We start from the raw sequence: 24,520 nt of genomic DNA, 5'->3' as shown, positions 1-24,520 counted from the left end.
ACAGTTTTACCTCTGTGAAAAACCCTCTTAGAAAGCCCTGGCCAAAATTATGGCCAGGGCTTCTCTTTATTTCGTGTATATCTGCTTTACTATGGCTTCGATATCCATGTCCTGGACTGAGAAATCAAGGACGTTGAAGCCGTGGAGCACGAAGTTCATTATGCTCGAGATGCTAATCTCGTTCCTGTTGAAATTGATGATTGCCTGGTTGTCCTGAACGATGAAACGCAGGTTTTTCTGCGTGCTGTTGTCTATGTTCTGATAAATGGAGGAGAGGCTTTCCTTGACCTCATCTTCGCTATCGTACCTGAGGTCGAAGGTTATCTTCCTTTCAAAGCCATAGTCCTTTCTTATCTTGTCTATCCCGCCGTCGTAGAGAAGGGTACCCTTGTCTATTATGATTATCCTGTGGCAGAGCTCTTCGATGTCGCTCATGTCATGGGTCGTAAGTACGATAGTAGTACCGTATTTCTCATTCATGTCCTTGATGGCTTTCCTGATCCTCTCTTTTACAACGACATCGAGGCCTATCGTCGGCTCATCCAGGAACAGGACCTGGGGATTGTGCAGCATGGATGCGGCAAGGTCTGCCCTCATCCTCTGGCCAAGTGACAGTGTCCTTACTGTCTTGTCCATGAAGGTGGAAAGCTCGAAGACCTGGTCGAAGTATTTCATCTGCTCCTCATAGAAGTCATCCGGTACCTCATAGATCTCCTTAAGGATCGAATATGTCTCACCTAGTGGAAGGTCCCACCAAAGCTGGGTCTTCTGTCCGAAGACGACGCCTATGTGCCTGGCATTCTCAGTCCTCTCCTCGTAGGGGATCCTCCCGTCCACATTTACATAGCCTTCCGTAGGGGTGAGGATACCGGTCATCATCTTAATTGTTGTAGACTTTCCTGCGCCATTGGCGCCGATATACCCGATTATCTCTCCTCGTTTTATGTTGAAGGAGACATCCTTCACGGCATCTATGCTGGTGTACTCGCGGCTTACAAGGGACTTGAGGGTTCCCTTTATTCCCTTTTCCTTTTTGAACGACTTGAAGCTTTTCGTTAGTCCTGATACTTCTATCATTGTTCCACTAGTATCCATTATTTGTCTCACCTCCCTAAGTCCGTCTAGTTCCCGACGCTCTCATATCGTTTCATCCCGCGCTTGAATGTGGTATAGCCAAGTGTAAGTGCAAGGAAGCATATCATTGAAACCTTAAGGAGCGTGGGGATAAGGTCTGCCGCACCCAGAAAGTACGAGGCCGGTATATATGCTGTCAGTGCAAATGGCACAATGTAGGTAATGAAGGTCTTTATGAACTTGTGGTATATCTCAAGAGGGTACTTTGCGAAATCGCTCATGGAGTAGAACATGAACAGTATGGACTGGCTTCGCTGTATCCAGAATGCAAGTGCAGCGAAGAACAGTTTTATGCTCGTGTATATGAGTGTCGCAAGAAGCACCAGCAGTATGAAGATCATTACCTTGAACGGTGTGAACCGTATCCCTCCGTTGATTGAAGAATATGAGACCAGGATGATTCCAATTATGACTTCACCTATGCCGTCAGGCTGGAACTTCTGCGCGATAATCTGGAACAGTGGATTAAGCGGCCTCAGGAGATATCTGTCGAATTCTCCGTTGACAACTGAATTGCCTGCGAACAACCACAGGTAGTCGGTGAACATGTGGTCAAGCCCTCTCGGGATGTTTGCGAATCCATAGATGAAGAGGAGCTCGTGGAAGCTCCAGCCTAGAAGGTCAGGTATCTGCAGGAACACAAGGGCGATGAAGGCGATCCCTCCGAACTGCGTAAGGAAGAAGGCCAGAACGCCTACAAAGAAGTCAGTCCTTGACTGCATGAGCGTCTTCATGTACTGGGCGAGGAACATTCCGTATAGCCTGTAGTATCGTCTGAATGTCTTCATGTCATCCTCCCAGAATGGTCAGGCGCCTTATGGCGCTTTTCCAGACAAGCTGAGTCAGTGCGGCAAGGATAAATACCCAGACCGCCTGGACACCCATGTTCCTGAGAAGCTCGAATCCTGTGTATTTTCCAAGGTAAACCATGACCGGTGTGAATATCAGTCCTGCAAAGGGTAAGAATGCGAACACTGACCTGAAAGCCTGCGGAAAGAAGGTCAGGGGTATGATGCTCCCTGACAAAAGCCTTACTACAGCCTCCTTGGCGAACACGAATCCGAAGACGTACTCGACGAAGAAGGCAGCCAGTCCGAAGATGTAGTTGATATAGAAAAGGATGAGTGAGCTTAAAAATGCACTCAGGAAATAGACCGCTATGCGAAACGGCGATGGCAGCATTCCCAGTGCAAAGAAGTTGTATGCGGAATAGGCAGTCCAAAGAGGAAGGAATATGAACAGGAAGTTTGCAGCAAGGCCTCCGATGCTCGCGAAATACTGCCTCAGCTGGTAGCTTACAGGCTTAATGAGGTTCATTGCGATGTTCCCGGTCCTTACGTCCTCTCCGATTGCCCAGTGCACATCATTGTTAATGAGCATGCCTGTGACTGTCGACATAACGACATATCCTGTCATCTCCCTGAAGGTGAAGCCCTGGATCACTGATTGTGTCGAGCTCTGGAATATGGCATACCAGATATACAGCAGCACCATGGTCTGGAACATGTCGCCGAGTATCCAGACATAGAAGTTCATCCTGTAGGCTGCAAAGGCCTGGATTACTCCTCTGGTGAACGGGAGGTAGGTTTTAAGAAGTCTCTTCATATAAAGCCCTCCTTTACAGCAAAATTATATCACTAACATCATTTAGGCGGTATAGCCGAATGACTTCTATGGATATATTTTATGTGGATATGAGTACCGTCATTTTTGCGAGTGCTGCAAGCCGCTCGGTATGACCAGCAGTATTCAGGTTGAGGTAGAGGAAAAGGCATGCCGCGGCCAGGCTGCAAATACGACCCGCACACGACATGCCATAATTCATTTCAGGCTTGCTCCGTTAGTACTGATTACTTCCTTGTACCAATTGAAGCTCTTTTTCTTGTAGCGTTCAAGGGTTCCAGTCCCGTCATTATTCCGGTCGACGTAGATGAAGCCATATCTTTTGCTGAGCTCTGCTGTTGAAGCGCTGACAAGGTCAATGCAGCCCCAGCTGGTATAGCCCAATACCTCCACGCCATCTTCTATAGCTTTACCAAGTTCGATAAGGTGGTCATTAAGATATTTTATCCTGTAATCATCGTTGACAGTAATGGTCCCATTCTCCTCAACCAGAACATCAACTACGCCAAGGCCATTCTCAACTACGAACAGCGGCTTCTGGTATCTGTCGTAGTAATAATTGCATAGATATCTGAGCCCCTGCGGATCTATCTGCCATCCCCATTCGGTTTCAGGGAGATAAGGATTCCGCACACCTGATGTTAGGTTTCCGCGACCCTTCTCATACCTGGTTATGTCACTCGCTGTGCACTTGCTCATGTAGTAGCTGAAGGATATGAAATCGACAGTATTTTCAAGTAGCTCACTGTCACCATCCTCCATGACTATCTTTACTCCAAGGTCCCTGAAAAGCTTCTTTGAATATGTCGGATACTTGCCTCTTACCTGGACATCGGTGAATAACATTAGTTCGCTGTTGCGCTCCATTGAGGCGATCATGTCGTCTGGAGCAGGGGTCATGGGATAGTTCACCACACCAAGAACCATGCAGCCCACCCTGGCATCCGGCATGATTTCATGTGCAAGCTTCACTGCCTTAGCGCTGGCAATGAACTCGTGATGCGCAGCCTGATATATGTCCTGCTTTGAGAGCTCTTCCTTTGGCGTAAGTATTCCACCACCCATGAGAGGAAAATGCACTATCGCGTTGATCTCATTGAAGGTAAGCCAGTAGCGTACCTTGCCCTTATACCTCTCGAAGACAGTCCTGCAGTAGTTTTCGAAGAAGCCTACCATTTTTCTGGATCTCCATCCGTCATATTTTCTAGCAAGATGAAGAGGAGTCTCATAGTGGGAAAGGGTGACAAGGGGTTCGATTCCATGGCTCAGGCACTCGTCTATCACTCTATCGTAGTATTCCAAACCTGCTTCATTTGGTTCGGATTCATCGCCATTTGGAAAAATCCTTGACCAGGCTATTGAGAACCTGAGAGTCTTGAATCCCATCTCAGCGAACAACCTGATATCCTCAGCATATCTGTGATAGAAATCTATACCCACGAGCTTCAGGTTGGAATCAAGCGGCTCGTCAGATATGCTTCCGACTACGCCCTCCGGCATGATGTCCTGTATTGACAGCCCTTTGCCACCCTCAAGGTAGGCTCCTTCGCACTGGTTAGCCGCAATGGCTCCTCCCCACAGGAAGTTATCTGGAAAACTCGTAAGCAACACATACACCTCCCTTTATGGTATGACTCTCATAAGAGTATCGTTCTGCCAGATGAATGATTTTTCTGTTGGCAGAACGTCCAGGTAGCTCCCTGAATTTGTCACGATAACCGGAGTTACGATGTCGTAGCCTTCCTTTCTTATCAAGTCTATGTCGAACTCAAGCAGAAGGTCTCCTTCATTAACTGAACTTCCCTGCTCTACCCTTGCGGTGAAGTGCTTGCCGTCAAGTTCAACGGTATCCATTCCAACATGGATGAGGATCTCAACGCCGTCTGTGCTCTTGATTCCTATGGCATGCTTTGTCTTGAAGAGAGCTTCTATCGTACCCTTGACCGGTGAATAGACCTTTCCAACTGATGGCAGGATCGCAATGCCTTTTCCCATTATCTCCTTGGAGAATACATCATCCTTGACATCGGAAAGGGGGATTACCTCTCCTGGGATAGGGCTCTTTATCGAAAGCTCCCCGACAAGTGAAGTGCCTTTTGTATTCTGTGAGTTGATTTCCTGCAGGGATTCTTCAGCAACAGAATCCCTGAATCCTATTACAATGGAGGCTATCACCGTTGCAACAATTGATATTGCTATCGTTATGACAGCATTCCTCACATTTGACAGGTCATCGGAGATATAGACCGGGATTGCTGCAAGTCCGGCAGTCGCTGAAGCATAGGTCCTTATTCCTGAAAGTCCGGCATAAAGACCTGCGAAGCCTCCGCCGATCATCGCTGCGTATAGGGGCTTTTTTAGCTTAAGGTTTATTCCGTAGAGTGCAGGTTCAGTGATTCCCATGAAGGCTGTCATGCTGCTTGAAAGTCCAAGCTGTCTGAGGTCCTTGTTCTTTGTCCTCAGTGCCACCATTAGGGCAGAGGTCGCCTGAGCGATATTTGATGAAAGCATTCCAGGCCCGAGGATTGTTCCGTAACCAAGAGTCGCATACTGTATCTGCTGAATAGGTGCAAAGGTGTAGTGCATTCCTGTCATTACGAAGAACGGGGTGAAGGTTCCCATGATGACTGGTATGAGCCAGCCGGCCCTATCATTTATGAAGTTCATTCCGACAGCAAGTCCTCTTCCAATAAGGTTACCCATTGGCCCGAGGAGTGAGAAACCAATAAGCGAAGTGAAAAGTATGGTTATAAGGGGTACGAGGAAGACCTTGACAGAGTCAGGCGAGATCTTCTTTGCGAACCTCTCAATGTAGGACTGAGCAAGTATGATGAGTAGAATAGGAACGACGCTTGAAGCGTAGGATATCATTGTTATGGGTATACCGAAGAAGCTAACTGGCGCCCCGCCCTGGTTCAGCGCTGAAAAGCTCGGATGGAGCAGTGCGGCACCAAGGACGGCAGCAAGGTATGGGCTGCACTTGAACCTTTTTGCTGCTGAAAAGGCAATGATCACAGGCAGGAAGTAGAACACTGTATCGCTCACGAAAGTCAGGTATACAAAGGTCTGTGATCCGACGTTAACGAGTCCTGATACCTTCAGCAGTGCAAGCACAGCCTTGATCATACCCGAGCCTGCAAGAGCGGGAATTATTGGTGTGAAAATGGCGGTTATGGCTCCGAGCACCTTGTTGATAAGCCCAGTTTCGTTGTCCGACGTATCAGATGATTCGTTGTCGCCGAAGCTTCCCAGCTTATGAAGTTCATCGCAGACCTTGCTGACATCTGTTCCGATTATGACCTGGAACTGACCATTTTTGTTGACGACCCCCTGGACTCCTTCAAGCTTCCTTATTGCATCAGCATCAACCTTCCTGACATCATTTAGGTTGAACCTGAGTCTTGTCATGCAATTGGTGACGCTGGCTACATTGCCTTCTCCGCCAACAAGTTTCAAGAGATCTTCTGCAAGTTTCTTATAGTTCATGTTTTACTCTCCTCCATAGTTTCAATAAATTGAAAGACCCGGAATCCGACAAAATGATGGCATGGCCTCCATTCGTAGGATTCCAGGTCTTGCCTGCTGGTTCAGTAACAATCCTGGTAATTCATTCATAGTTTCTGGTCGATTGTGATCCGCTTTATGTGTACTGTCAGATAAACAAGTTCATCTGCAGTAAGTATACGTTCATATTTGTTCCGTATGAAATCAGCAATCCTTAAACTGCAGTCATACTCTTCAGGATACCGGATCTTCACGATCTCTTCAAAATCAGTATCGGAATTCCCGGTCTCGCTGCTGCCGCTGAGTATCCTGTAGCCGAAGAACTTCAAGTGCGTTATGAACCTGTTGTAATGGAAGTCCTCTTCGTCAAAGTCGACCTTGTACCGGTACCTAACGATATTCAGGACATTCTGTATGAGTTCGGTGACTTTGACAACATCCCTGTTGGATTCTGATCCAAGCTCTGAGTTCACAATGTGCATGGCGATTGCCGCTGCTTCATCCTCCGGGAGGTCGATTCCAAGCTCGTTCTTGATCATATCAAGACCTGCAAGTGCAACCTTGAACTCCTCAGGGTAGAATCTCTTGACCTCCCAGAGGAATGCATTATTGAATGACAGGCCAGCCTCGTACCTTGAGATGGCAAAACTGATGTGATCCGTAAGGACGATATAGATGTTTTCGTTGAAATCATGATTCAGAGCGTCCCGGGCATGCTTTATTATATTCTCAGTGACGCTCAGATGCTCCATTGGGATCTGTGCAAGCAGAGAATAAAGCTTGCCGGCAACGTTCCTCGATTTCAGGAAGAATTCCTTTTCGATTTTGTTCCTGTCTGCTTCTTCACCTTTTTTCTTCTGGAATCCAATGCCAGCTCCCAGGAGGATCCTTTCCTGGTTTCGTTCATTGATTGCGCAGACGACGTTATTATTTATAATACGCGTGATCCTCATGAATACCTCCGATGAAGCAAGATGAATGTACATAAATAATGTGGATTTGCCTGGAATAAAAAAGACCTAAATACCGGATGATCCCGATATTTAGGTCTTGCCTGCTTTCCAGTAACAATCCTAAACAATACATGTATTGGCCTTTTCATAATTTACCATGCGGACCGGTCGATGTCAATGGCCCGCGAATGGCATATGCGGTTAAATGAGGGGATTTTCAGATTTTGAAAACTATACGCAGCAGAGCTTTTCTAGATGACCCAGTTCCCGTTCCTGAAAATGTCAATTGTATTGCCTTCGTGGTCTGTTGCTGTTATGTCGAGGGAAGGTCCTCCGACCATGAAATCCACATGGATCAGGCTGTAGTTTGCACCCTTTTCAGCAAGCTCATCCAATGTCATGGTGCTTCCGTTCCTTATGGAATAGCCATATGCCCTTCCAAGTGCGAAATGCACTGAGGCGTTTTCGTCAAACAGCGTGTTATTGAAGAGTATTCCGGTATTTGAGATCGGTGAATCATCCTGTACCAGTGCAACCTCGCCGAGATACCTGGCGCCGTCGTCGTTCTTGAGAAGCGCTTCAAGCACCTCGGCTCCCTTGGCGGCGTAGAAGTCAGTGACTGCACCATCCTTGAAGGTGAAGCCGAAGTCTTCAACAATCTTGCCGTTGTAGCTTAGTGGCTTTGTCGACCTTAATGTTCCATTGACCTTAAGCTTGTGCGGTGCGGTGAAGACTTCTTCAGTAGGCATGTTCGCCATGTAGGGGACACCCTTTGAACTGTCGCTTGAGCCTCCGATCCACCAGTGCTCATTTGCCAGGTATACCTCAAGGTCAGTTCCCGGACCCTTGAAGTTTAACTTCTCGAAGTTCCTTGTGTTAAGGTACTCCATCCGCTTCTTGAGATTGGCGTCATGATCCCTCCAGGCAGTGACAGGGTCCTCCACGTCAAGCCTTGAAGCCTTTTCTATCTCATCCCAGAGAGCCTCGACTGCCTCATCTCCCTTCAGTTCAGGGAACACTGATTCAGCCCAGGGAATAGATGGCACTGCAACAATCGCCCACTTTGTCACTCCTGTCATCCTGTATCGCATTACCGGTGCCATGGCAGCAGAGGATACCTTCTGATAGGCGCCTACCTTCACTGGGTCGGCGTCCTTGAGGAGCTCTGGATCCGGGGAGATTATGAACAGGTGATGGTAGTTGTCCTTGTACATGCCCTCGAACATGGCGGTCTTCCATGAAGGGAATTCCTCGAATGCTATCTCCTTTCCGTTAATGTATCTCGAGAGTGTGACCTTGTCGTCATTTATGATAAGCTCCACATTCTTTGCGCCCATTGAATACGCTTCCTCAGCCGCAAGGCGTGCAAGGGGAAGTCCGTCAGGACCTGTTGTTATGACCAGACCTTCCTTCTCTTCAAGGTTGATACCGACCCTTACTGCAAGGGCAGCATATTTTCTCAGCATTTCGCTTCTGTCTTTCATATTGTCCTCCTAAAAACATCTATGCATAAAAGTATAGCATAAAGCTTTGTTTATGCATACAAAAGCCGCCCTTCAAGGCGGCTAGTTTTGTCATTATATTGGATGGTATTATGAGAATTGCCTTATCAGCTTTTGAAAAGCTCCATCTGTGAAATCCTGTCAAAGGCTTCCTCGAGCTTATCGACAGGGACCGTCAGTGCAAGTCTAAGGTAGCCTTCACCAGATTCTCCGAAGGCGTTGCCTGGAACGACCAGAACATGGGCCTCCTCAAGAAGCCTCCTTGTGACTTCGGCAGAGGACAGGCCTGTGCCCTTGATGTTGACGAAAAGGTAAAGGCTTCCTCTTGGAGGAAGTACTGTCATGTTGGTAAGCTTTCCGATCCTTTCGCAGGCATAGTAGGTCCTCTTCCTGTATTCCTCAATGATCGGCGGCTGTACCTCGCTTCTCATCCTGAGTGCGTGTATGGCCGCCCTCTGGGATATGGAAGGTGCGGTGAAGACATTGTTCTCATTTACGTTCTTTACAGTCTTCACTATATATTCAGGTGCAAGGATGTACCCGATCCTCCAGCCTGTCATGCAGAAATCCTTTGAAAAACTTCCGATGGTTATGGTCCTGTCCCTCATCCCTTCTATTGTGGTCATGGGAATGAAGGGCTCAGCGTAGCTGAAGGCAGTATATATGTCGTCAGACACGATGAGTATGTCATGTTCCCTGGCAACATCTGCTATGGCTTCAAGGGTCTCCCTTGAGAAGCATGTGCCTGTGGGGTTGTTGGGAGTGTTGATTATGATTGCCTTTGTCCGTTCAGTAATCGCCTTTTCAAGGTCAGCTACATCAAGCTGGAAGGCGTTCTCTTCCCTGGTCACGACCGGCACGGGAATACCTCCGGCAAGCCTTATCTGCTGGACATATGGGGTGAAGTACGGCTCGTGGATGATGACTTCGTCTCCGTCGTCTAGTATCGTTTCCATGACCAGCCACATGGCATGGCAGGCGCTTGTTGTTACCATGCATTCAGCAAGCTCCACATCATATCCATACTTCTCGGTGTAGAAGTCCATGATCGCCGAACGCAGCTCGAGGTCTCCGAAGCTGTCGGTATAGTGGGTATGGCCATCAATTGCGTCACTGAAGGCCGCTTTGATTATCCTCTCATCAGTAGTCAGGTCAGGATCCCCGATGCTGAGGTTGATGAGGTCAGGATAGCTTCTTGCAAGGCCTACGCTGTCTCCAAGTGGCGTGGAATTGTCCTTCCAGTATCTTTTGGCTAAAAACCTGTGCTTCAATTTCAAGTTCCCCTCTCTTCTCTGTTACATTGAATGATACCATAATTCTTACTTTGAGTTAACACCGGAAGTTATCGATAGAATACAGAAGGTCGGTTGAAGTGTTTAGAGAATGTAAAATGTGCGTTAATTTTGCGGTAATATGGCACAGCTTTTTCGGGGATTGGTGAATACATTCCCGGTATCATGTAACCAAGGGAAGGGGATGACGACCTTAAAGGCGATTGCCCCCTGACGCAAAAGAAAGACTGGAAGGAATGATTTTAATGTTGAATATCAGAAAGAAAGTATATCAGGGTCTCGTAGCTGCTGCTCTGTCAGGGATGATACTAACCGGATGCGGTACAGGCACCACTACACCGTCGAGTGTTACCGCAGGAACAAATGGTACGGCTGCCACTGCAGCTACAGGACAGAACACTTCGGAAGCCACAGTCTCCTATACAGGTAACATAACGGTGGAGTTCGGAACGAACGATTCAGATGACTCATATGATGCAACAGTAGCGACAGCCATAAAGCTTGAGGGTGCGTCAGCCACGGTCACAGGCCAGGGTGCCGCCGCATCATCAGGAAAGGTCACCATAAGCGCAGCAGGCACATACATCCTGTCTGGCTCGTTCGAAGGGCAGGTTCTTGTTGAGGCTGGAGATGAGGATATTGTAAGGCTTGTCCTTGATGGCGCTGACCTGGTCAATGAAACAGGAGCGGTGATCAACGTAGTGAATGCGGACAAGGTGGTCCTGATACTTGCTGATGGAACTGAAAACACCGTCACTGACGGATCGGATTATTCTTTCTCAGGAACAGACACAGAGCCGGATGCTGCAATCTTCAGCAAGGACGACCTGACTATCAACGGTACGGGATCTCTGACAGTGAATGCAAACTACAGCCACGGCATAGTCAGCAAGGATGACCTTAAGATTGCATCGGGAAACATAACCATAACTTCGGTGGGTGACGGGCTCAAGGGCAGCGACTCGGTTGCGGTTAAGAGCGGTACGGTAACCATAAGCGCAGGCGGAGATGGTATACAGGCGACAAACGATAAGGAGACTGACAAGGGCTATGTCTGGATAGAGAGCGGGATAATAGCCATAACTGCGGAGCTTGATGGCATACAGGCAGTTTCAGCTGTAATAGTGAAGAATGGAACAATTGATGTCACAACCGGCGGCGGAAGCAAAAATTCAAGCACGAGCGCATCATGGGGAACATGGGGGAAGAGCGGAACAGCTTCGGCATCTGCCAGCGCGAAGGGTCTGAAGGCCGGAGCTGATGTGACCATCGACGGCGGCACGGTAACAATTGACTCTTCTGATGATTCAATTCATTCAAATGACAGCGTAACCATAAACGGCGGAAAAATCAGTATGTCATCAGGGGACGACGGGATCCATGGTGACAAAACGGTGACACTGAATGGCGGCGACATCAACATCGCAAAGGCCTATGAGGGAATAGAAAGCTCGAAGATAACTATAAATGACGGGAATGTAAGGCTTACCACATCCGATGACGGATTTAACGCTGCAGGAGGAGCCGATGGCTCCTCCCTTAACAACAGGCCTGGACAGAATAGTTTCAGCAGCGCTTCCGGAGTAGCGCTAGTCATCAACGGAGGTAATGTATATGTCAACGCCAGCGGAGACGGCTTAGATTCAAACGGCAACATTGAGATGAACGGCGGGACCGTGATAGTAAGCGGGCCAACAGCAAACAATAACGGTGCTTTGGATTATAACGGAGAATTCACCCTTAACGGCGGGTTTCTCATAGCTGCAGGAAGCTCAGGCATGGCAGAGGCTCCGGGTACTGGGTCTTCCCAGAACAGTGCGGCTGTATTCCTTACGTCGCAGACTGCCGGGACACTTGTCAGGATTGAGGATTCAGAGGGAAACGTCATAGCTGCATTCAAGCCCGCAAAAGCTTATTCTTCAGTAGTCGTATCCTCAGCTGAGCTTGAGAAGGGCGAGGAGTATACTGTGATACTTGGCGGAACCGCTGCAGGTACTGAAGCTGACGGCTACTACGCAGCCGGCACATTCTCAGGAGGAACCGAGGCTTTAAGCTTCACGGTTTCAGGAGCTGTTACCCAGGCTTCACAGTCAGGAGCTCAGACCGGCGGCATGGGCGGCCCTGGTGGCGGAAGGAAATAGAAGTTCAATAATGAAAAAGAAAAGGCCTCCGGCGAGGGATTGAAAATCCTTCACCGGAGGTTTCTCTGATTGGGGGTTATCTTATGTTCATCGCCTGTCTGATAAGTTTCGCGATCTCCGTGTTGTCTAAGTAGCTTCCCCTTACAGGATCCGATTCGTCAGCATAGGACTTGAGGAGCCTTGCAGCATCTCCCTTGGCGTAAAGCGGGATAATGCTGTTTGTGTGGTTTCCGCTGTTCCACTCCATTCCCGGAAGGACGCCAGCGCCGTTGTTGACAATTGAAGTCCACATTGGATAAGATTCTGGTCCTGAGGCAGGTCCTGTAAGGTATCCTGTCTCATGGTCGCCTGTCACTATGAGGAGAGTCTCCCCCCAGTTGCTGTTCTCCCTTACCCATGTGCATACGGCTTCGACCGCCTTGTTGAAATCCATCTGCTCTTCGATGAGTCTTCCGCTCTGGTTTGCGTGTCCTGCCCAGTCGATCGCTCCGCCTTCTACCATGAGGAAGAACCCGTCTTCATCATTATCGAGGACATTGAGTGCAACATTTGTCATGGTCGCAAGGTCAGGGACGTTGTCGTTAAGTGGAACAGCATACGGGTCAGCCTTTCCATCTCCACCTCTTGACTGCTGCAGCGTTGTCGCTACCTGAGGCACACCTACAAGCCTTGAAGGGGCATCTCCTGTCTGAAGTGCTTCAAACTCTGATTTTTCCTGAATGAGAGTCCACTTGTCCAGCTCATTCACAGTTCCATCGCCGTTGGCGTCTGAAACCGCAAGGGTTCCGTCTGCAAGTGCATTCCAGGTATCAGCACCGCCTACATATTTGTAGCTTGGCACAGCCTTCAGATTTCCATTGTCATCATAGAAAGGGTTTCCTGCTCCGATAATGACATCTGTGGCACTGTCCATGAGCATCTCGTTAGCAATATCAGAATAGTTGTTCCTGCTTGCGTTGTGGGCTACAAAGCCAGCTGGGGTAGCGTGGCTGAACTGTACCGAGGAAACAACTCCGGTAGCCTTTCCTGCTGCTTCAAGGTCCTCTGAAATATGTCTCAGGACAGATCCGTCATCATCCACTCCGATTGCTGCATCGTAGGTCTTTTCTCCGGTCGACATCGCTGTGGCAGCGGCTGCGGAATCTGTAGGACTGCCCTTTAAGTAGTCGAAGGAATCCCAGGCAGAAGCGGGGTCATAAGATCCAACGGAGTAAGTGCTCATTCCCATCTTGAAAGGGAAGCTCTCATACACCTGTGTTCCAAGCTTTCCATACTGGTAGTAGTCAGTCGCTGCAATCTGGCTGTAGCCCCAGCCGTCGCTTATCATCACTATGACGTTCTTTGCCATTGGCTTATTGGTCTTGTTCTCAAGCGCTGCTGCGTTCAGCTGTGAACCAGCTGCAAGTACCATGACTGAAGCAAGGGCTGCTGCGGTAGCTTTCTTTGCGATTCTTCTCATTCTTTTCCCTCCGTGTGCTTTTGTTGTTTATGGTCAAGGTCACAAGGAAATGATAACAGGAGGAGGTAAAGTCAGTTTGAAGTCCGGGTTAAGGGACGTTAAGCTTTGGGTCAGATAAATTAACAATATGATCCTTTAATTGACAGGAATATGAATAGGTCTTCGTATGAGGGGCAGTGAAATTTTTCTTAAGTCAGACATGACAACAAGGCATTCGTGTATTATGATGTAGAAAATACAGGATTAAATGAAGGATGTGTATGTGATGATCTATGACAGGCTGGAAAACATAGGGAACTATCCGTTTGAACACCCGAACCTGAAGAAGGCAGTGAAGTACCTTATTGAGGAGGACATACTGAACCACAAGGAGGAGAGGTTCGTTATAGAGGAGGGTGAGCTGTTCGTGAACCTTATCGAGAACATGCAGGGGAGACCTGAGGAGAAGAAGTACGAATGCCACCATGACTTCGTTGATATCCACATCACCCTTGAAGGCCTTGACTACATAAGGTCCACAGATGAGTCAAACCTTGTTGTGACCACTCCCTATGATAGGGAGGGTGATTATCTTCTGGGAGACTGTCCGGGAGATGAATATGCTGAAGCATATATTCCGAGGGGCTGCTTTGCTCTGTACCTCCCGAAGGACGCCCATATGGTGAACGGTACCCCTAAGGAGCCGGGCAGGGTCAGAAAGTTCGTAATGAAGGTGAAAGTGAAGTAAATAGTCTGAATTTGCCTGCGGCTTTATCGATTTCTCAGCTGCAGGCATTCTTTTTCTCACTTTCGGAAGAAAGTTCCAACCAAGAAAAGTTTTTGGAAGAAATTTCGATTTTCATATTGAGTTTCATAAATTCATGTGTTATGGTAAGTGTAATAGTTTACAGGTTGGGCTTGGGAAACGAGAGTGACCTGGAAAACATTTTTAAGGGGGAGAAAAATGAAAAAACGTATCAGTGCGCTTATTGCCACCATGATGCTTGCAGCGGTTCTTGCCGGCTGCTCAGGAAAGGCTGAACCTACAACTCCTGGAACAACTACACCGTCTGAAACATCAGGAAAGGCAAGTGTTCTCTATTCAAACGGAGGACCGGTTGAATTCTTCGAGCATCCATGGCTGAACCCAGCATCGTACATGCACCAGAAGGCAATGTATGACCATCTGCTTGTTGCTGATGAGAACCTTAATCCTGTTGCAGGTGCCCTTGCGAAATCGTACACGATGGCTGCAGACGGAACAAAGCTTGAATTCGAACTTCGAGACGACATATACTGGCACGACGGAGAAAAGATAACTTCAGCTGACGTAAAGTGGTCAATAGAGTACGCTCTTAAGATCACCGGACTCAATGCGGTATTCGCTTCAACTTTCAAGGCTATAAAGGGCGCGCCTGAATTCATTGCAAAGACAGCAACTGAGATTTCAGGAATAAAGGTTGACGGAGCTAAGATAACCATCGAGTTCGCTAAGGTTGCTCCTGATGCGCTCCTTGCGTTCACACAGTTCGCACCGCTTCCTCAGAAGCACTTCAAGGACGCTGACCCTCTCAAGTTCCAGCAGGCTCCATTCTTCCAGGCTCCTGTAGGAAGCGGACCGTTCATGGTTGATGAGGTCAAGCTCAACGAGTACACGACCCTGAAGCCATTCGACAAGTATTACGGCGGAGCTCCAAAGTATTCCATATACCTTTCACCAAGCCCTGGAGATTCAGACCCGAACCTTGTCACAAACGCACAGTCAGGAATGCTTGACTACGCATACACCAAGAGCGTTGATGCGGCAAGCGCACTGAAGGATGTGCCAGGACTTAAGGTCACCCAGGTAAACATCAGGTACACAAGGCTGTTCTACCTCAACAAGTTCGACAAGAAGGACGGGAAAAAGTCACCTCTTGCAGATGCCAGGGTAAGACAGGCAATAAGGTACGCCATAGACATGGATTCAATCGCAAAGAACCTCTTCAAGGGAGCAGCTGTTCCTGCGAACAGCCTTACACCTAATGAGGCTACAAAGGCAACTGGCCTTAACGACTACAAGTACGATCCTGAGAAGGCTAAGGCCCTCCTTGCTGAAGCTGGATGGGATCCAAAGACAGTCCTTGACGTCGTATACTACTACACTGACCAGCAGACAGTTGACTTCATGGCAAGCGTTCAGTCATATCTTAAGGCTGTTGGCATAGAGATGAAGTTCAGACTCCTTGAAGGAGACCTCGGTACCCTTCTCTGGACACCACCTGCTGACCAGAAGAACGGACCAAGCGCAGTTGACTGGGATATAGCATATGCGGCAAACGCGGCGCTTTCACTCCATGAGTACTACGACAGGTACAGGACAGGATCGTCATCCAACTCACACACTCCTGAAGACGCAAAGCTCAACGAGCTCATCGATGCTACCAACTCAACTTTCGACACTACAGAAATGACTAAGGCGTTCAACGAACTCCAGAAGTACGAGAATGAGTCAATGTTCACAATGGCGCTTTACTACCAGCCGGTTTTCGTAATCGAAAGCGACAAGATAACAAAGGGAGCCGCAAAATACGGCAATCCTCAGTTCTCATACAATTGGAACGTACAAAATTGGGAAGTAGCAGCGAAGTAACATATATTTAGTGCTTAAGGTATAGCTGTGGTTTTCTCCACAGCTATATTTCTTAAGAAGGAGGAAAAATGGTTTCATATATTATCAGAAGGCTGTTGTCCATGCTGCCGATGATTCTCGTAATAACATTCCTGATATATCTCGGCCTTGAGCTGACACCTGGCGATGCAGTATCCCATCTCATCCCGCCAGACGCCATGGCCAACATATCTCCGGAGCAGCTGGCTGCGCTGAGGGATGCATACGGACTGAACGATCCGTTCCTGCTCAGATATTTCAGGTGGCTTTTCGAGATGCTGAAGGGCAATTTTGGATTCAGCATAACATCGGGTGTCAAGATCTCCGATATCGTCGCAAGGAACCTTTCTTCAACCGTAGAGCTTTCCGTAGCAGCACTTCTGATATCTACAGTGTTTGGAAGCATCCTTGGACTTGTAAGCGCCCTCAAGAAGGGGACCCTTGCTGACAACGTACTGACAATAGGAGGAATGATCGGTGTATCGATACCGCAGTTCTTCTTCGGGCTTGTCGTCATAATGGTATTCGTTCTCAAGCTCAGGCTGTTCCCGATAAAGCTTCTGCCTAACCAGACCTCTTTCATGGACGAACTGAGGGTCCTTTTCCTTCCAGCCATGGTGCTGGGAGTGTCACTGACCGCAGGCGTCATGAGATATGCCAGGGCATCGATGCTTGACGCAATGAACAAGGAGTACATCAAGACAGCAAGGAGCAAAGGCCTTCCAGAGTGGAGGGTTAACCTTGTCCACGGCTTCAGGGTTGCTCTCACTCCGGTAATGGTCCTCATAGGTTTCAGGCTTCCAATGCTTATAGGCGGATCGGTTGTCATAGAGACCATATTCCAGAGACAGGGGATAGGAAGCACCTTCGTCACAGCCGTCAGGGGACAGAATTATCCTCTTGTCATGATGATTGCGCTGTTCTCAGTGGTTGCGGTGCTTGCATCAAGCTTCCTTGTAGACATACTCACAGCCGTGCTTGACCCGAGAGTCAAGCTGGATTAGGAGGAGACATGGCAGTAAACAAGAGACTAAACAAAAAATTCGATAAGATAAAGGCCATGGAAGAAGCTGGAAAAGGCGGCGGCAAGACCATGAACAGGAGCTTAAGGAAGCTCCTGAAGAACAAGCTTGCGCTCCTCGGTATGGTAATATTCGTCATCATCATACTGGCATCACTCCTTGCTCCTCTCCTCACAAGCTATGACCCGCTTGGAGTCAACATGGAGAGCGTGCTTCAGCCGCCAAGCGCTGAACATATCCTTGGAACTGACAAGATAGGAAGGGACATCTTCTCAAGGGTCCTTTACGGCGGAAGGATATCCATACTGGTAGGCTTAGGAAGTGCTCTCGGAGCGGCAGCCATAGGAGTGATCCTCGGAGCTTACGCAGGCTACAAGGGTGGAGTCATAGACAGGACGATATTAAGGATCTCCGAGATATTCATGTCGTTCCCTCAGATCGTACTTGTGCTCCTTCTCGTTACTATCCTCGGACAGAGCCTTCGTAACCTCCTCATCATATTCATTGCCACCGGATGGGGCAGCGTGTACAGGATGACGAGGGCGAGGATGCTGTCGATAAGGGAGGAAGAGTATGTGCAGGCGCTCAAGGCCTTCGGCCTCAGCGACGTGATAGTATGCTACAAGCACATGCTGCCCAATGCCATAGGACCGATACTTGTAAACATCACGCTAAGCACCGCCATGTTCATACTTGAGGAGGCGTCACTGTCATTCCTCGGACTCGGTGTTCCGCTTGAAATTGCCACATGGGGCAACATTCTAAATGCAGCCCAGGACCAGACAGTCCTTCTTCGGAACTGGTGGATCTGGCTTCCAGTAGGTATCGTAATATCCCTGTTCGTAATGAGCGTCAACTTCATGGGTGACGGTCTCAGGGATTCTGCGGACCCAACGCAGCAGGGTTAAGGAGGCAGCGATGGAACACGACAAGATAATAAGCGTAAATAACCTGAAGACATATTTCTATACAAACGAGAGGTGCAACAGGGCCCTTAACGGGGTGTCGTTCGACATCAGGAAGGGAAGGACACTTTGCGTAGTCGGAGAATCAGGCTGCGGAAAGAGCGTTACTGCAGCATCAATAATGCAGCTCCTTCCTGACCTTTCAAGGATAGAGGAAGGCTCCATAACCTACCATTCCGATGGAGAGGATATAAGGATAGATAAGCTTCCGAAGAACGGAAAGAAGATGAGGTCAATAAGGGGCGGGGATATCGCCATGATATTCCAGGACCCGATGACAGCCCTGAATCCTGTGTATACCGTAGGCTTCCAGATCTCAGAGAACCTTAAGGCCCACACCAAAATGACTACAAAGGAAGCCCATGCAAGGTCGATCGAGCTCCTTACATTGATGGGGATCCCCAATCCTGAGCAGAGGGTGAATGAATATCCCCATCAGTTCTCAGGCGGAATGAGGCAGAGGGCAATGATAGCCATGGCAATGAGCTGCAACCCGAAGGTCCTTATAGCTGATGAGCCGACTACAGCACTTGACGTAACCATACAGGCCCAGATATTCGAGCTCATGATGAAGCTGAAGAAGGAATTCAACACTGCGATCCTCCTCATCACCCACGACATGGGTGTCGTGAATGAGGTTTCTGACGAGGTTGCAGTCATGTACATGGGAAACATCGTGGAAAGCGGGATAACCAAGGAAGTCCTGACGAAGCCTGCCCATCCATATACCAAGGCGCTGCTGCAGTCCATACCAATACTCGGAAAGGGCAGGAACCAGGACCTGAAGCCAATAAGGGGTTCAACACCGGACCCTTACAACAGGCCGGTTGGCTGCCAGTTCAAGGACAGATGCGATTTTGCTACAGACAAGTGCATGGAGATGCCTGGCGAGGAGATCGTCGAAGGCAATCACATGGTTCGATGCTGGCACTACAAGGAGGTGCTTTCAAATGGAAAATAAGGAAGTTCTCCTGAGCCTTAAGAACGTAAAGACCTACTTCCCTGTGAAGAAGGGAGTGCTGAAGAAGACCGTTGGTCATGTCAAGGCTGTTGATGACATATCAATTGACGTATACAAGGGTGAGACTTTAGGGCTTGTCGGAGAATCAGGCTGCGGAAAGACGACGCTCGGCAAATCCATACTGCAGCTCGTGAAGGCTACGGACGGGACAATGGAATACAAGTTCGAGGATGGTATGAAGGACCTGAGGAAGCTGCCTGGAAGCGAGCTTGACAACGCAAGGAAGAAGCTGCAGATAGTTTTCCAGGACCCGCATTCCTCGCTTAATCCGGCATTTACGATCTTCCAGTCACTTGAGGACCCGCTGAAGAAATTCGGGGTGAAGGACAGGGAAGAAAGAAGGAAGATAATCGGGGACCTTCTCGAGGCAGTCAACATGAGAAGGGAATACATGGACAGGTATCCACATGAGTTCTCCGGAGGACAGAGGCAGAGGATAGGAATCGCAAGGGCTCTTTCGGTAAACCCGGAGCTAATAGTATGCGATGAGGCTGTAAGCGCACTGGACGTGTCCATACAGGCTCAGGTGCTTAACCTTCTCAAGAAGCTCAAGGAAGAGAGGCAGCTCACATACATATTCATTACCCACGACCTGAGTGTCGTTGAGTACATAAGCGACAGGATCGCTGTCATGTATCTTGGGAGGATAGTGGAGCTTGCTGACGCAGACGAGCTTTACAGGAACAAGCTCCATCCGTACACACAGGCGCTGCTCTCAGCGATATTCGTCGCTGAACCGGACAGGAAGACAAACAGGATAATTCTCGAGGGAGATGTCCCAAGTCCTTCAAAACCACCTTCAGGCTGTACCTTCCACCCAAGATGCTCATATTGCATGGAGAGGTGCAAGACTGAAAAGCCTGAGCTCAAGGAATACGATATTGACGGAAGCAAACACCATGTCGCCTGCCACTACGTAGATGAACAAATAGAAAGGAATGTGAAGAATGGCTAATTTCAACATATCAGAGATCAAGGGAGTAATACCTGCACTTTTAACACCGTTTACCGCAGAGGAGGAACTGGATGAAAAGGGCCTCAGGGCTCTCATATCCCACCTGATAGGCGAGGGCGTCCACGGACTGTACCTTGTCGGATCAACAGGAGAAGGCTTCCTCATGTCGCAGGACGAGAGGAAGAAGGCAGTTGAGATCGCAATGGACGAGGTTAAGGGAAGGATCCCTGTGATAGTCCATGTAGGAGCGATATCCACAAGGCTTTCAAAGGAGCTTACCGTCCATGCCTACGAGTCAGGTGCGGATGCCGTATCTTCAGTACCTCCTTTCTACTACAAGTTCTCAGAGGAACAGATCATAGGCTACTACAGGGACCTTGCTGAGGCCAGCCCGCTCCCTATGATAATATACAACATTCCTCTTGCGGGGATCATGGGATACGGAACACTTGTAAAGCTTGCGAAGATCCCTGGAGTAAAGGGAATAAAGTACACATCGACAACTCACTTCGAGATAACCCAGCTGAAGTCTGACATCGGAGCCGATTTCATGGTATATTCCGGTGCTGACGAGATGGCACTTTCAGGTCTCCTTGCGGGCTCTGACGGCATAATCGGTTCGACCTACAATGCGATACCTGATACCTTCCTTGCAATATACGATGCATTCGTCAAGGGCGACATCGAGAGGGCAAACAACGTCATGAAGCAGGGTGTCGAGGTTATAATGCAGATGCTGAAGTATGGAAGCCTGATGTCGCTGCTCAAGGCGATAAACAGGTGGGCAGGAGTTCCAGCAGGCTATGCCAGGAAGCCATTCTCGAACTTCACTGAGGCTGAAGAGGCGTCGATCAGGAAGGATTTCGTGGCTCTCAAGAAGAGGCTTTCGCTGACTGATGTAAAGTTCATTGATACCATAGAGAAGAATGAAGCTTAAGAAAAGAATTGAGACCGACATCCTGGTGATAGGTTCTGGAATTGCCGGAGTCTGTGCGGCGGTTTCCGCTGCAAGGGAGGGCAGGAGTGTGCTCCTGACCTCCTCGGCAAATACGTTCTCAGGCTCGACCTTCTATCCAGGCACCTGGGGTTTCGGGCTTGTGGGACCGGATGGAGAGGAAGATACGGAAGAGCTCCTGGAAACCATCCGGACAGTGGGCTCCGGGATGATAAACGAGAAGGTCGCAAGAGCCTTTGCAGAAGGACTCAACAGCTCCGTGGATGAACTTGAGGCATTGGGTGTAGAGCTCATGAAGCCTTCAGGGGATGCAAGCGGCGAGAAGGAATACATACCCTGCTTCGACCACAAGCACAGGAGATGGAGAGGGCTCACCAAGAAGAACCTTCTCAGGAGCCTTCCTTCAATACTTGAGGAATCAGGCGTGAAGGAGCTCCCCTTCTTCCAGATGACTGAGATCGTCATGAATGATGGAAGGGCCAGCGGTGCTGTCGGGGTCCTTAACAGGAAGGATACCCTGTATATCGCAGCAAAGGCTGTGGTGCTTGCCTCAGGAGGACTTGGTGGACTTTACAGGAGAAGGCTCACAACAGATGATGTGGATGCAACTGGAACCGCCGCTGCAATGAGGGCGGGTGCAGAGGCTGTAAACCTTGAGTTCATGCAGATAATGCTGGGATTCGTAAGGCCGGCGTTCAAGACCATATACAATGAGAAGACCTTCTTCGCTTCAAGGTTCACTGACAGGGAGGGAAATCCATTCATAGGAAGATACCTTCCGTTCGGCCTGAAAGAGCAGGAGGTCCTGGATGCAAGGAGCCTGCACGGCCCGTTCTCGTCAGAGACTGTATCAAGGTACCTGGACATAGCCTTTTCAAAGGAGATGGCTAAAGGGAACACAGATGGCATGGTACTTAGGTACGACCTTGAAAGGCTCAATTCAGGAAGCGAGTTCGTTAAGGAATACTTCAGGTGGCTGAAGGATGAGAAGGGCGTATCCGCTGAAGAGGAGATCATACTTGCACCGTTCATGCATGCATCGAATGGCGGGATCGAGATCGATGAGAATGCAAAAACCTCGGTTCCCGGGCTTTTCGCCTGCGGAGAATGCACAGGCGGGATGCATGGAGCTGACAGGATAGGTGGACTATCAACAGCAAACGGCATAGTGTTCGGCATGAAGGCCGGAAGGTCAGCAGCAGGATATGCAGAGGATAAGGAATTGGTTGAAGAGGCTGAGCTTGAAGCATTCAATATTGCGGATTCAAAAGAAAAGCTGGAGGCACTGAGAGAAACCATGTACCGGGATGCATTCATAGCAAGGAGCAGTGAAAGCATTGAAAAGGTCAGGGATTTCATTGGCAGGATGGAACTTGCAAAGGGCAGGGGTACCTCGGATTCTGACTACCTTGATTCGAACAGGCTCCTTTCGTCAGTCGAAATGGCCAGGGCCTGCATTGAAGCAATGGACCTGAGGAAGGAAAGCAGGGGCTCCCATTACAGGGAGGATCATCCATATAAGGATGAAAGCCTGGGAAAGATGATAAGGGTAAGGCTGAAAAAGGTAAGGCTGAAAAAGGGAGAACCGATAGCTGCATTCACGGGAGGAACGAAATGATAAGGATCGGGATAGCAGGGATAGGCCAGGTAGCAGGTGACTACATGTCCATCTTCGCTGATGGCTTGGTAAATGGGGCAAACATAGCCGCCCTGTCCTCGAGAAATACCGCCAGGGCGGAGGACACAGCTGAGAAGTGCGGGCTTGCCGGTGCCAAAATATTCGGCAGCTATACCGACATGCTTGATTCAGGCTTAGTCGATGGGGTGATAATAACCACTCCGCATACCCTGCATGCGGAGATGGCTGAAGAGGCAATATCGAGAGGCATAAGCGTTCTTGTGGACAAGCCCCTTGGAGTAAGCACGATTGAGGTGGAAAGGCTTGTCGCATTGGCTGATGGCAGACCTGAACTTGCTTCCGGGGTAATGGTGAACAGGCGGGCAAACAGCCTCTACAGGAAGGTCAGGGATATCGTACACTCCGGAAGCCTCGGTGAGATGAGGCGCTCATCCTGGCAGATAACCAACCTGTACAGGACCTATGCCTATTACAGGTCAGGCTCCTGGAGAGGAAGCTGGAAGACTGAGGCCGGCGGAGTGCTGATGAATCAGGCGATCCACCAGTTCGACCTCCTGCTGTGGATAGCAGGGATGCCTGAAAGGATCTCCGCATACACAAAAGAAGGGCTGCACAGGCCGGTTAACACTGAAAATGATGCGACGCTGGTGCTATTCTACGGGAGCGGCGCAACAGGGACATTCACCGCGTCAACCCATGAGTGCCCTGGAACGAACAGGCTGGAGCTGTCCTTCGAAAGAGGACAGATAATAGTGGAGGACGATTCAAGGCTAACTGTAAGAACGCTGTCGATGCCTGAGGAGGAGTTCGCAAAGTCAGAAACAGGGTATTTTACAAAGGTGCCCTGGACTGAAACCTTCGAGGAGATAAAGGCAGTGCCCAACAAGGTGGAGCAGGCAGCGACAATACAGAATTTCGTGGACGCTATCGGAGGCAGCAAGGAGATCCAGTGCTCTTTCCATGGAGGAAGGGACACAGTGAGGGCGGTGAACGCCGCATATCTGTCAGCCTGGACTGGAAGGACAGTGGGACTCGACTTTGATCCTCTGGAATATGAGGAGGCGTACAGGAAGAAGGTATCTGAGGAAGAGGGGAAGAAAGCATGGACAGGAAAAGGATAGTATGCTTCGGTGACTCGAACACATGGGGCTATGATGCAGGGACCGGAGGAAGGTTTCCATATGAAGAGAGGTGGACGACCATGCTCCAGGAGAAGCTTGGACAGGAGTGGGAAGTCATATCCGAAGGCCTCTCCGGACGGAACGCGGTCTGCGAAGATCCTCTGTTTGAAGGACTGAAGGGAATAGACTACATACATCCATGCCTGCTCAGCCACAGTCCTGTTGAGCTCGCCATAATAATGCTGGGCACCAACGACACCAAAGAGAGGTTTTCAATGACCTCAAGGAACATAGCAATGGGGATAACAAGGCTTGCAGTCAAGGCGAGGTCCGTCAAGGCAGGTCCTGATGGAACGGGGACAACGGTACTTGTGGTCTGCCCTCCTCCGATTCAGGCAGAATACGCTGAAACAGAGATTGGCGATGCAATGGGCAGGGACTGCGACATCAAGTCAATTGGTCTTGCCGGCAACCTATCTGAACTGCTGAAGATCGAGGGTATACCATTCTTCGACTCCGGAAAGCTGATCGAGATGAGGAGTGTCGACCACATGCATCTGGATGCAGATGGGCACCGGAAGATGGCTCACCTTATGGAGGAGCTC

At 49.2% G+C, this 24,520-nt stretch carries 19 protein-coding genes and 1 pseudogene; 11 read left to right on the top strand and 9 right to left on the bottom strand.

Annotation, left to right across the window (positions count from 1 at the left end):
• Positions 1–66: 66 nt before the first annotated feature.
• The 8 genes from T472_RS17180 to T472_RS17145 form a co-directional block, all read right to left on the bottom strand.
• Positions 67–1,077 carry an ABC transporter ATP-binding protein gene (locus T472_RS17180; protein ID WP_023387674.1) on the bottom strand — a complete coding sequence of 337 codons (1,011 nt, stop codon included), beginning with the start codon at positions 1,075–1,077 and terminating at the stop codon, positions 67–69.
• A 44-nt stretch (positions 1,078–1,121) separates the two neighbouring features.
• The gene (locus tag T472_RS17175; RefSeq protein ID WP_023387675.1) at positions 1,122–1,922 is read right to left on the bottom strand and encodes an ABC transporter permease; all 801 of its coding nucleotides are present in this window, start codon (positions 1,920–1,922) and stop codon (positions 1,122–1,124) included.
• Position 1,923: 1 nt separating this feature from the next.
• On the bottom strand, positions 1,924–2,739 hold the full coding sequence (locus T472_RS17170) for an ABC transporter permease (protein ID WP_023387676.1): 816 nt from the start codon (positions 2,737–2,739) through the stop codon (positions 1,924–1,926).
• Positions 2,740–2,955: 216 nt separating this feature from the next.
• A complete protein-coding gene (locus T472_RS17165) occupies positions 2,956–4,365 on the bottom strand; it encodes a glycoside hydrolase family 1 protein (protein ID WP_023863749.1) in 1,410 nt (469 codons plus the stop codon).
• A 15-nt stretch (positions 4,366–4,380) separates the two neighbouring features.
• Positions 4,381–6,243, bottom strand: a complete 1,863-nt coding sequence (locus T472_RS17160; protein ID WP_023388663.1) for a beta-glucoside-specific PTS transporter subunit IIABC — start codon at positions 6,241–6,243, stop codon at positions 4,381–4,383.
• A 125-nt stretch (positions 6,244–6,368) separates the two neighbouring features.
• Positions 6,369–7,214, bottom strand: coding sequence for a BglG family transcription antiterminator LicT (gene licT / locus T472_RS17155; RefSeq protein WP_023388664.1), 846 nt, complete (start codon positions 7,212–7,214; stop codon positions 6,369–6,371).
• A gap of 251 nt (positions 7,215–7,465) precedes the next feature.
• A complete protein-coding gene (locus T472_RS17150; protein ID WP_023388665.1) occupies positions 7,466–8,698 on the bottom strand; it encodes an aminopeptidase in 1,233 nt (410 codons plus the stop codon).
• A gap of 125 nt (positions 8,699–8,823) precedes the next feature.
• A complete protein-coding gene (locus tag T472_RS17145; protein WP_023388666.1) occupies positions 8,824–9,987 on the bottom strand; it encodes a pyridoxal phosphate-dependent aminotransferase in 1,164 nt (387 codons plus the stop codon).
• A gap of 266 nt (positions 9,988–10,253) precedes the next feature.
• Here T472_RS17145 and T472_RS17140 point away from each other — a divergent pair, with 266 nt between their 5' ends.
• Positions 10,254–12,149, top strand: a complete 1,896-nt coding sequence (locus T472_RS17140) for a carbohydrate-binding domain-containing protein (RefSeq protein WP_023388667.1) — start codon at positions 10,254–10,256, stop codon at positions 12,147–12,149.
• Between the two features lie 76 nt (positions 12,150–12,225).
• Here the strand turns inward: T472_RS17140 and T472_RS17135 are convergent, their stop codons facing one another.
• Positions 12,226–13,608 (bottom strand): alkaline phosphatase, encoded by a 1,383-nt coding sequence (locus tag T472_RS17135; protein WP_023388668.1) that lies wholly within the window; start codon positions 13,606–13,608, stop codon positions 12,226–12,228.
• Positions 13,609–13,855: 247 nt separating this feature from the next.
• Here T472_RS17135 and T472_RS17130 point away from each other — a divergent pair, with 247 nt between their 5' ends.
• The 10 genes and pseudogenes from T472_RS17130 to T472_RS20700 form a co-directional block, all read left to right on the top strand.
• The gene (locus tag T472_RS17130) at positions 13,856–14,335 is read left to right on the top strand and encodes a NanQ anomerase/TabA/YiaL family protein (RefSeq protein ID WP_082447761.1); all 480 of its coding nucleotides are present in this window, start codon (positions 13,856–13,858) and stop codon (positions 14,333–14,335) included.
• A 216-nt stretch (positions 14,336–14,551) separates the two neighbouring features.
• Positions 14,552–16,219, top strand: coding sequence for an ABC transporter substrate-binding protein (locus T472_RS17125; protein WP_023388670.1), 1,668 nt, complete (start codon positions 14,552–14,554; stop codon positions 16,217–16,219).
• Positions 16,220–16,287: 68 nt separating this feature from the next.
• The gene (locus tag T472_RS17120) at positions 16,288–17,241 is read left to right on the top strand and encodes an ABC transporter permease (RefSeq protein WP_023388671.1); all 954 of its coding nucleotides are present in this window, start codon (positions 16,288–16,290) and stop codon (positions 17,239–17,241) included.
• A gap of 8 nt (positions 17,242–17,249) precedes the next feature.
• Positions 17,250–18,167, top strand: coding sequence for an ABC transporter permease (locus T472_RS17115; protein WP_023863747.1), 918 nt, complete (start codon positions 17,250–17,252; stop codon positions 18,165–18,167).
• A gap of 10 nt (positions 18,168–18,177) precedes the next feature.
• Positions 18,178–19,185, top strand: a complete 1,008-nt coding sequence (locus tag T472_RS17110; RefSeq protein WP_023863746.1) for an ABC transporter ATP-binding protein — start codon at positions 18,178–18,180, stop codon at positions 19,183–19,185.
• Entirely contained in the window at positions 19,175–20,200 is a 1,026-nt protein-coding gene (locus T472_RS17105) for an ABC transporter ATP-binding protein (RefSeq protein ID WP_023863745.1), read from the top strand. Before T472_RS17110 ends, T472_RS17105 begins: the two co-directional genes overlap by 11 nt.
• Positions 20,193–21,137, top strand: a complete 945-nt coding sequence (locus T472_RS17100; protein WP_023384072.1) for a dihydrodipicolinate synthase family protein — start codon at positions 20,193–20,195, stop codon at positions 21,135–21,137. The genes T472_RS17105 and T472_RS17100 overlap by 8 nt, the downstream gene beginning before the upstream one ends.
• The gene (locus T472_RS17095) at positions 21,127–22,773 is read left to right on the top strand and encodes an FAD-binding protein (RefSeq protein WP_023384074.1); all 1,647 of its coding nucleotides are present in this window, start codon (positions 21,127–21,129) and stop codon (positions 22,771–22,773) included. Before T472_RS17100 ends, T472_RS17095 begins: the two co-directional genes overlap by 11 nt.
• A complete protein-coding gene (locus tag T472_RS17090) occupies positions 22,770–23,915 on the top strand; it encodes a Gfo/Idh/MocA family protein (protein ID WP_023384076.1) in 1,146 nt (381 codons plus the stop codon). The genes T472_RS17095 and T472_RS17090 overlap by 4 nt, the downstream gene beginning before the upstream one ends.
• Positions 23,897–24,481: pseudogene (locus T472_RS20700) on the top strand (GDSL-type esterase/lipase family protein); the annotation flags it as partial. The gene T472_RS17090 and the pseudogene T472_RS20700, both read left to right, overlap by 19 nt.
• Positions 24,482–24,520: the final 39 nt, after the last annotated feature.

The organism is Youngiibacter fragilis 232.1 (genome assembly GCF_000495435.3).
Classification (GTDB): Bacteria; Bacillota; Clostridia; order Clostridiales; family Clostridiaceae; genus Youngiibacter; species Youngiibacter fragilis.
The sequence above is the reverse complement of the archived record's forward strand: the minus strand, read 5'-3'. Positions and strand labels throughout refer to the sequence as shown.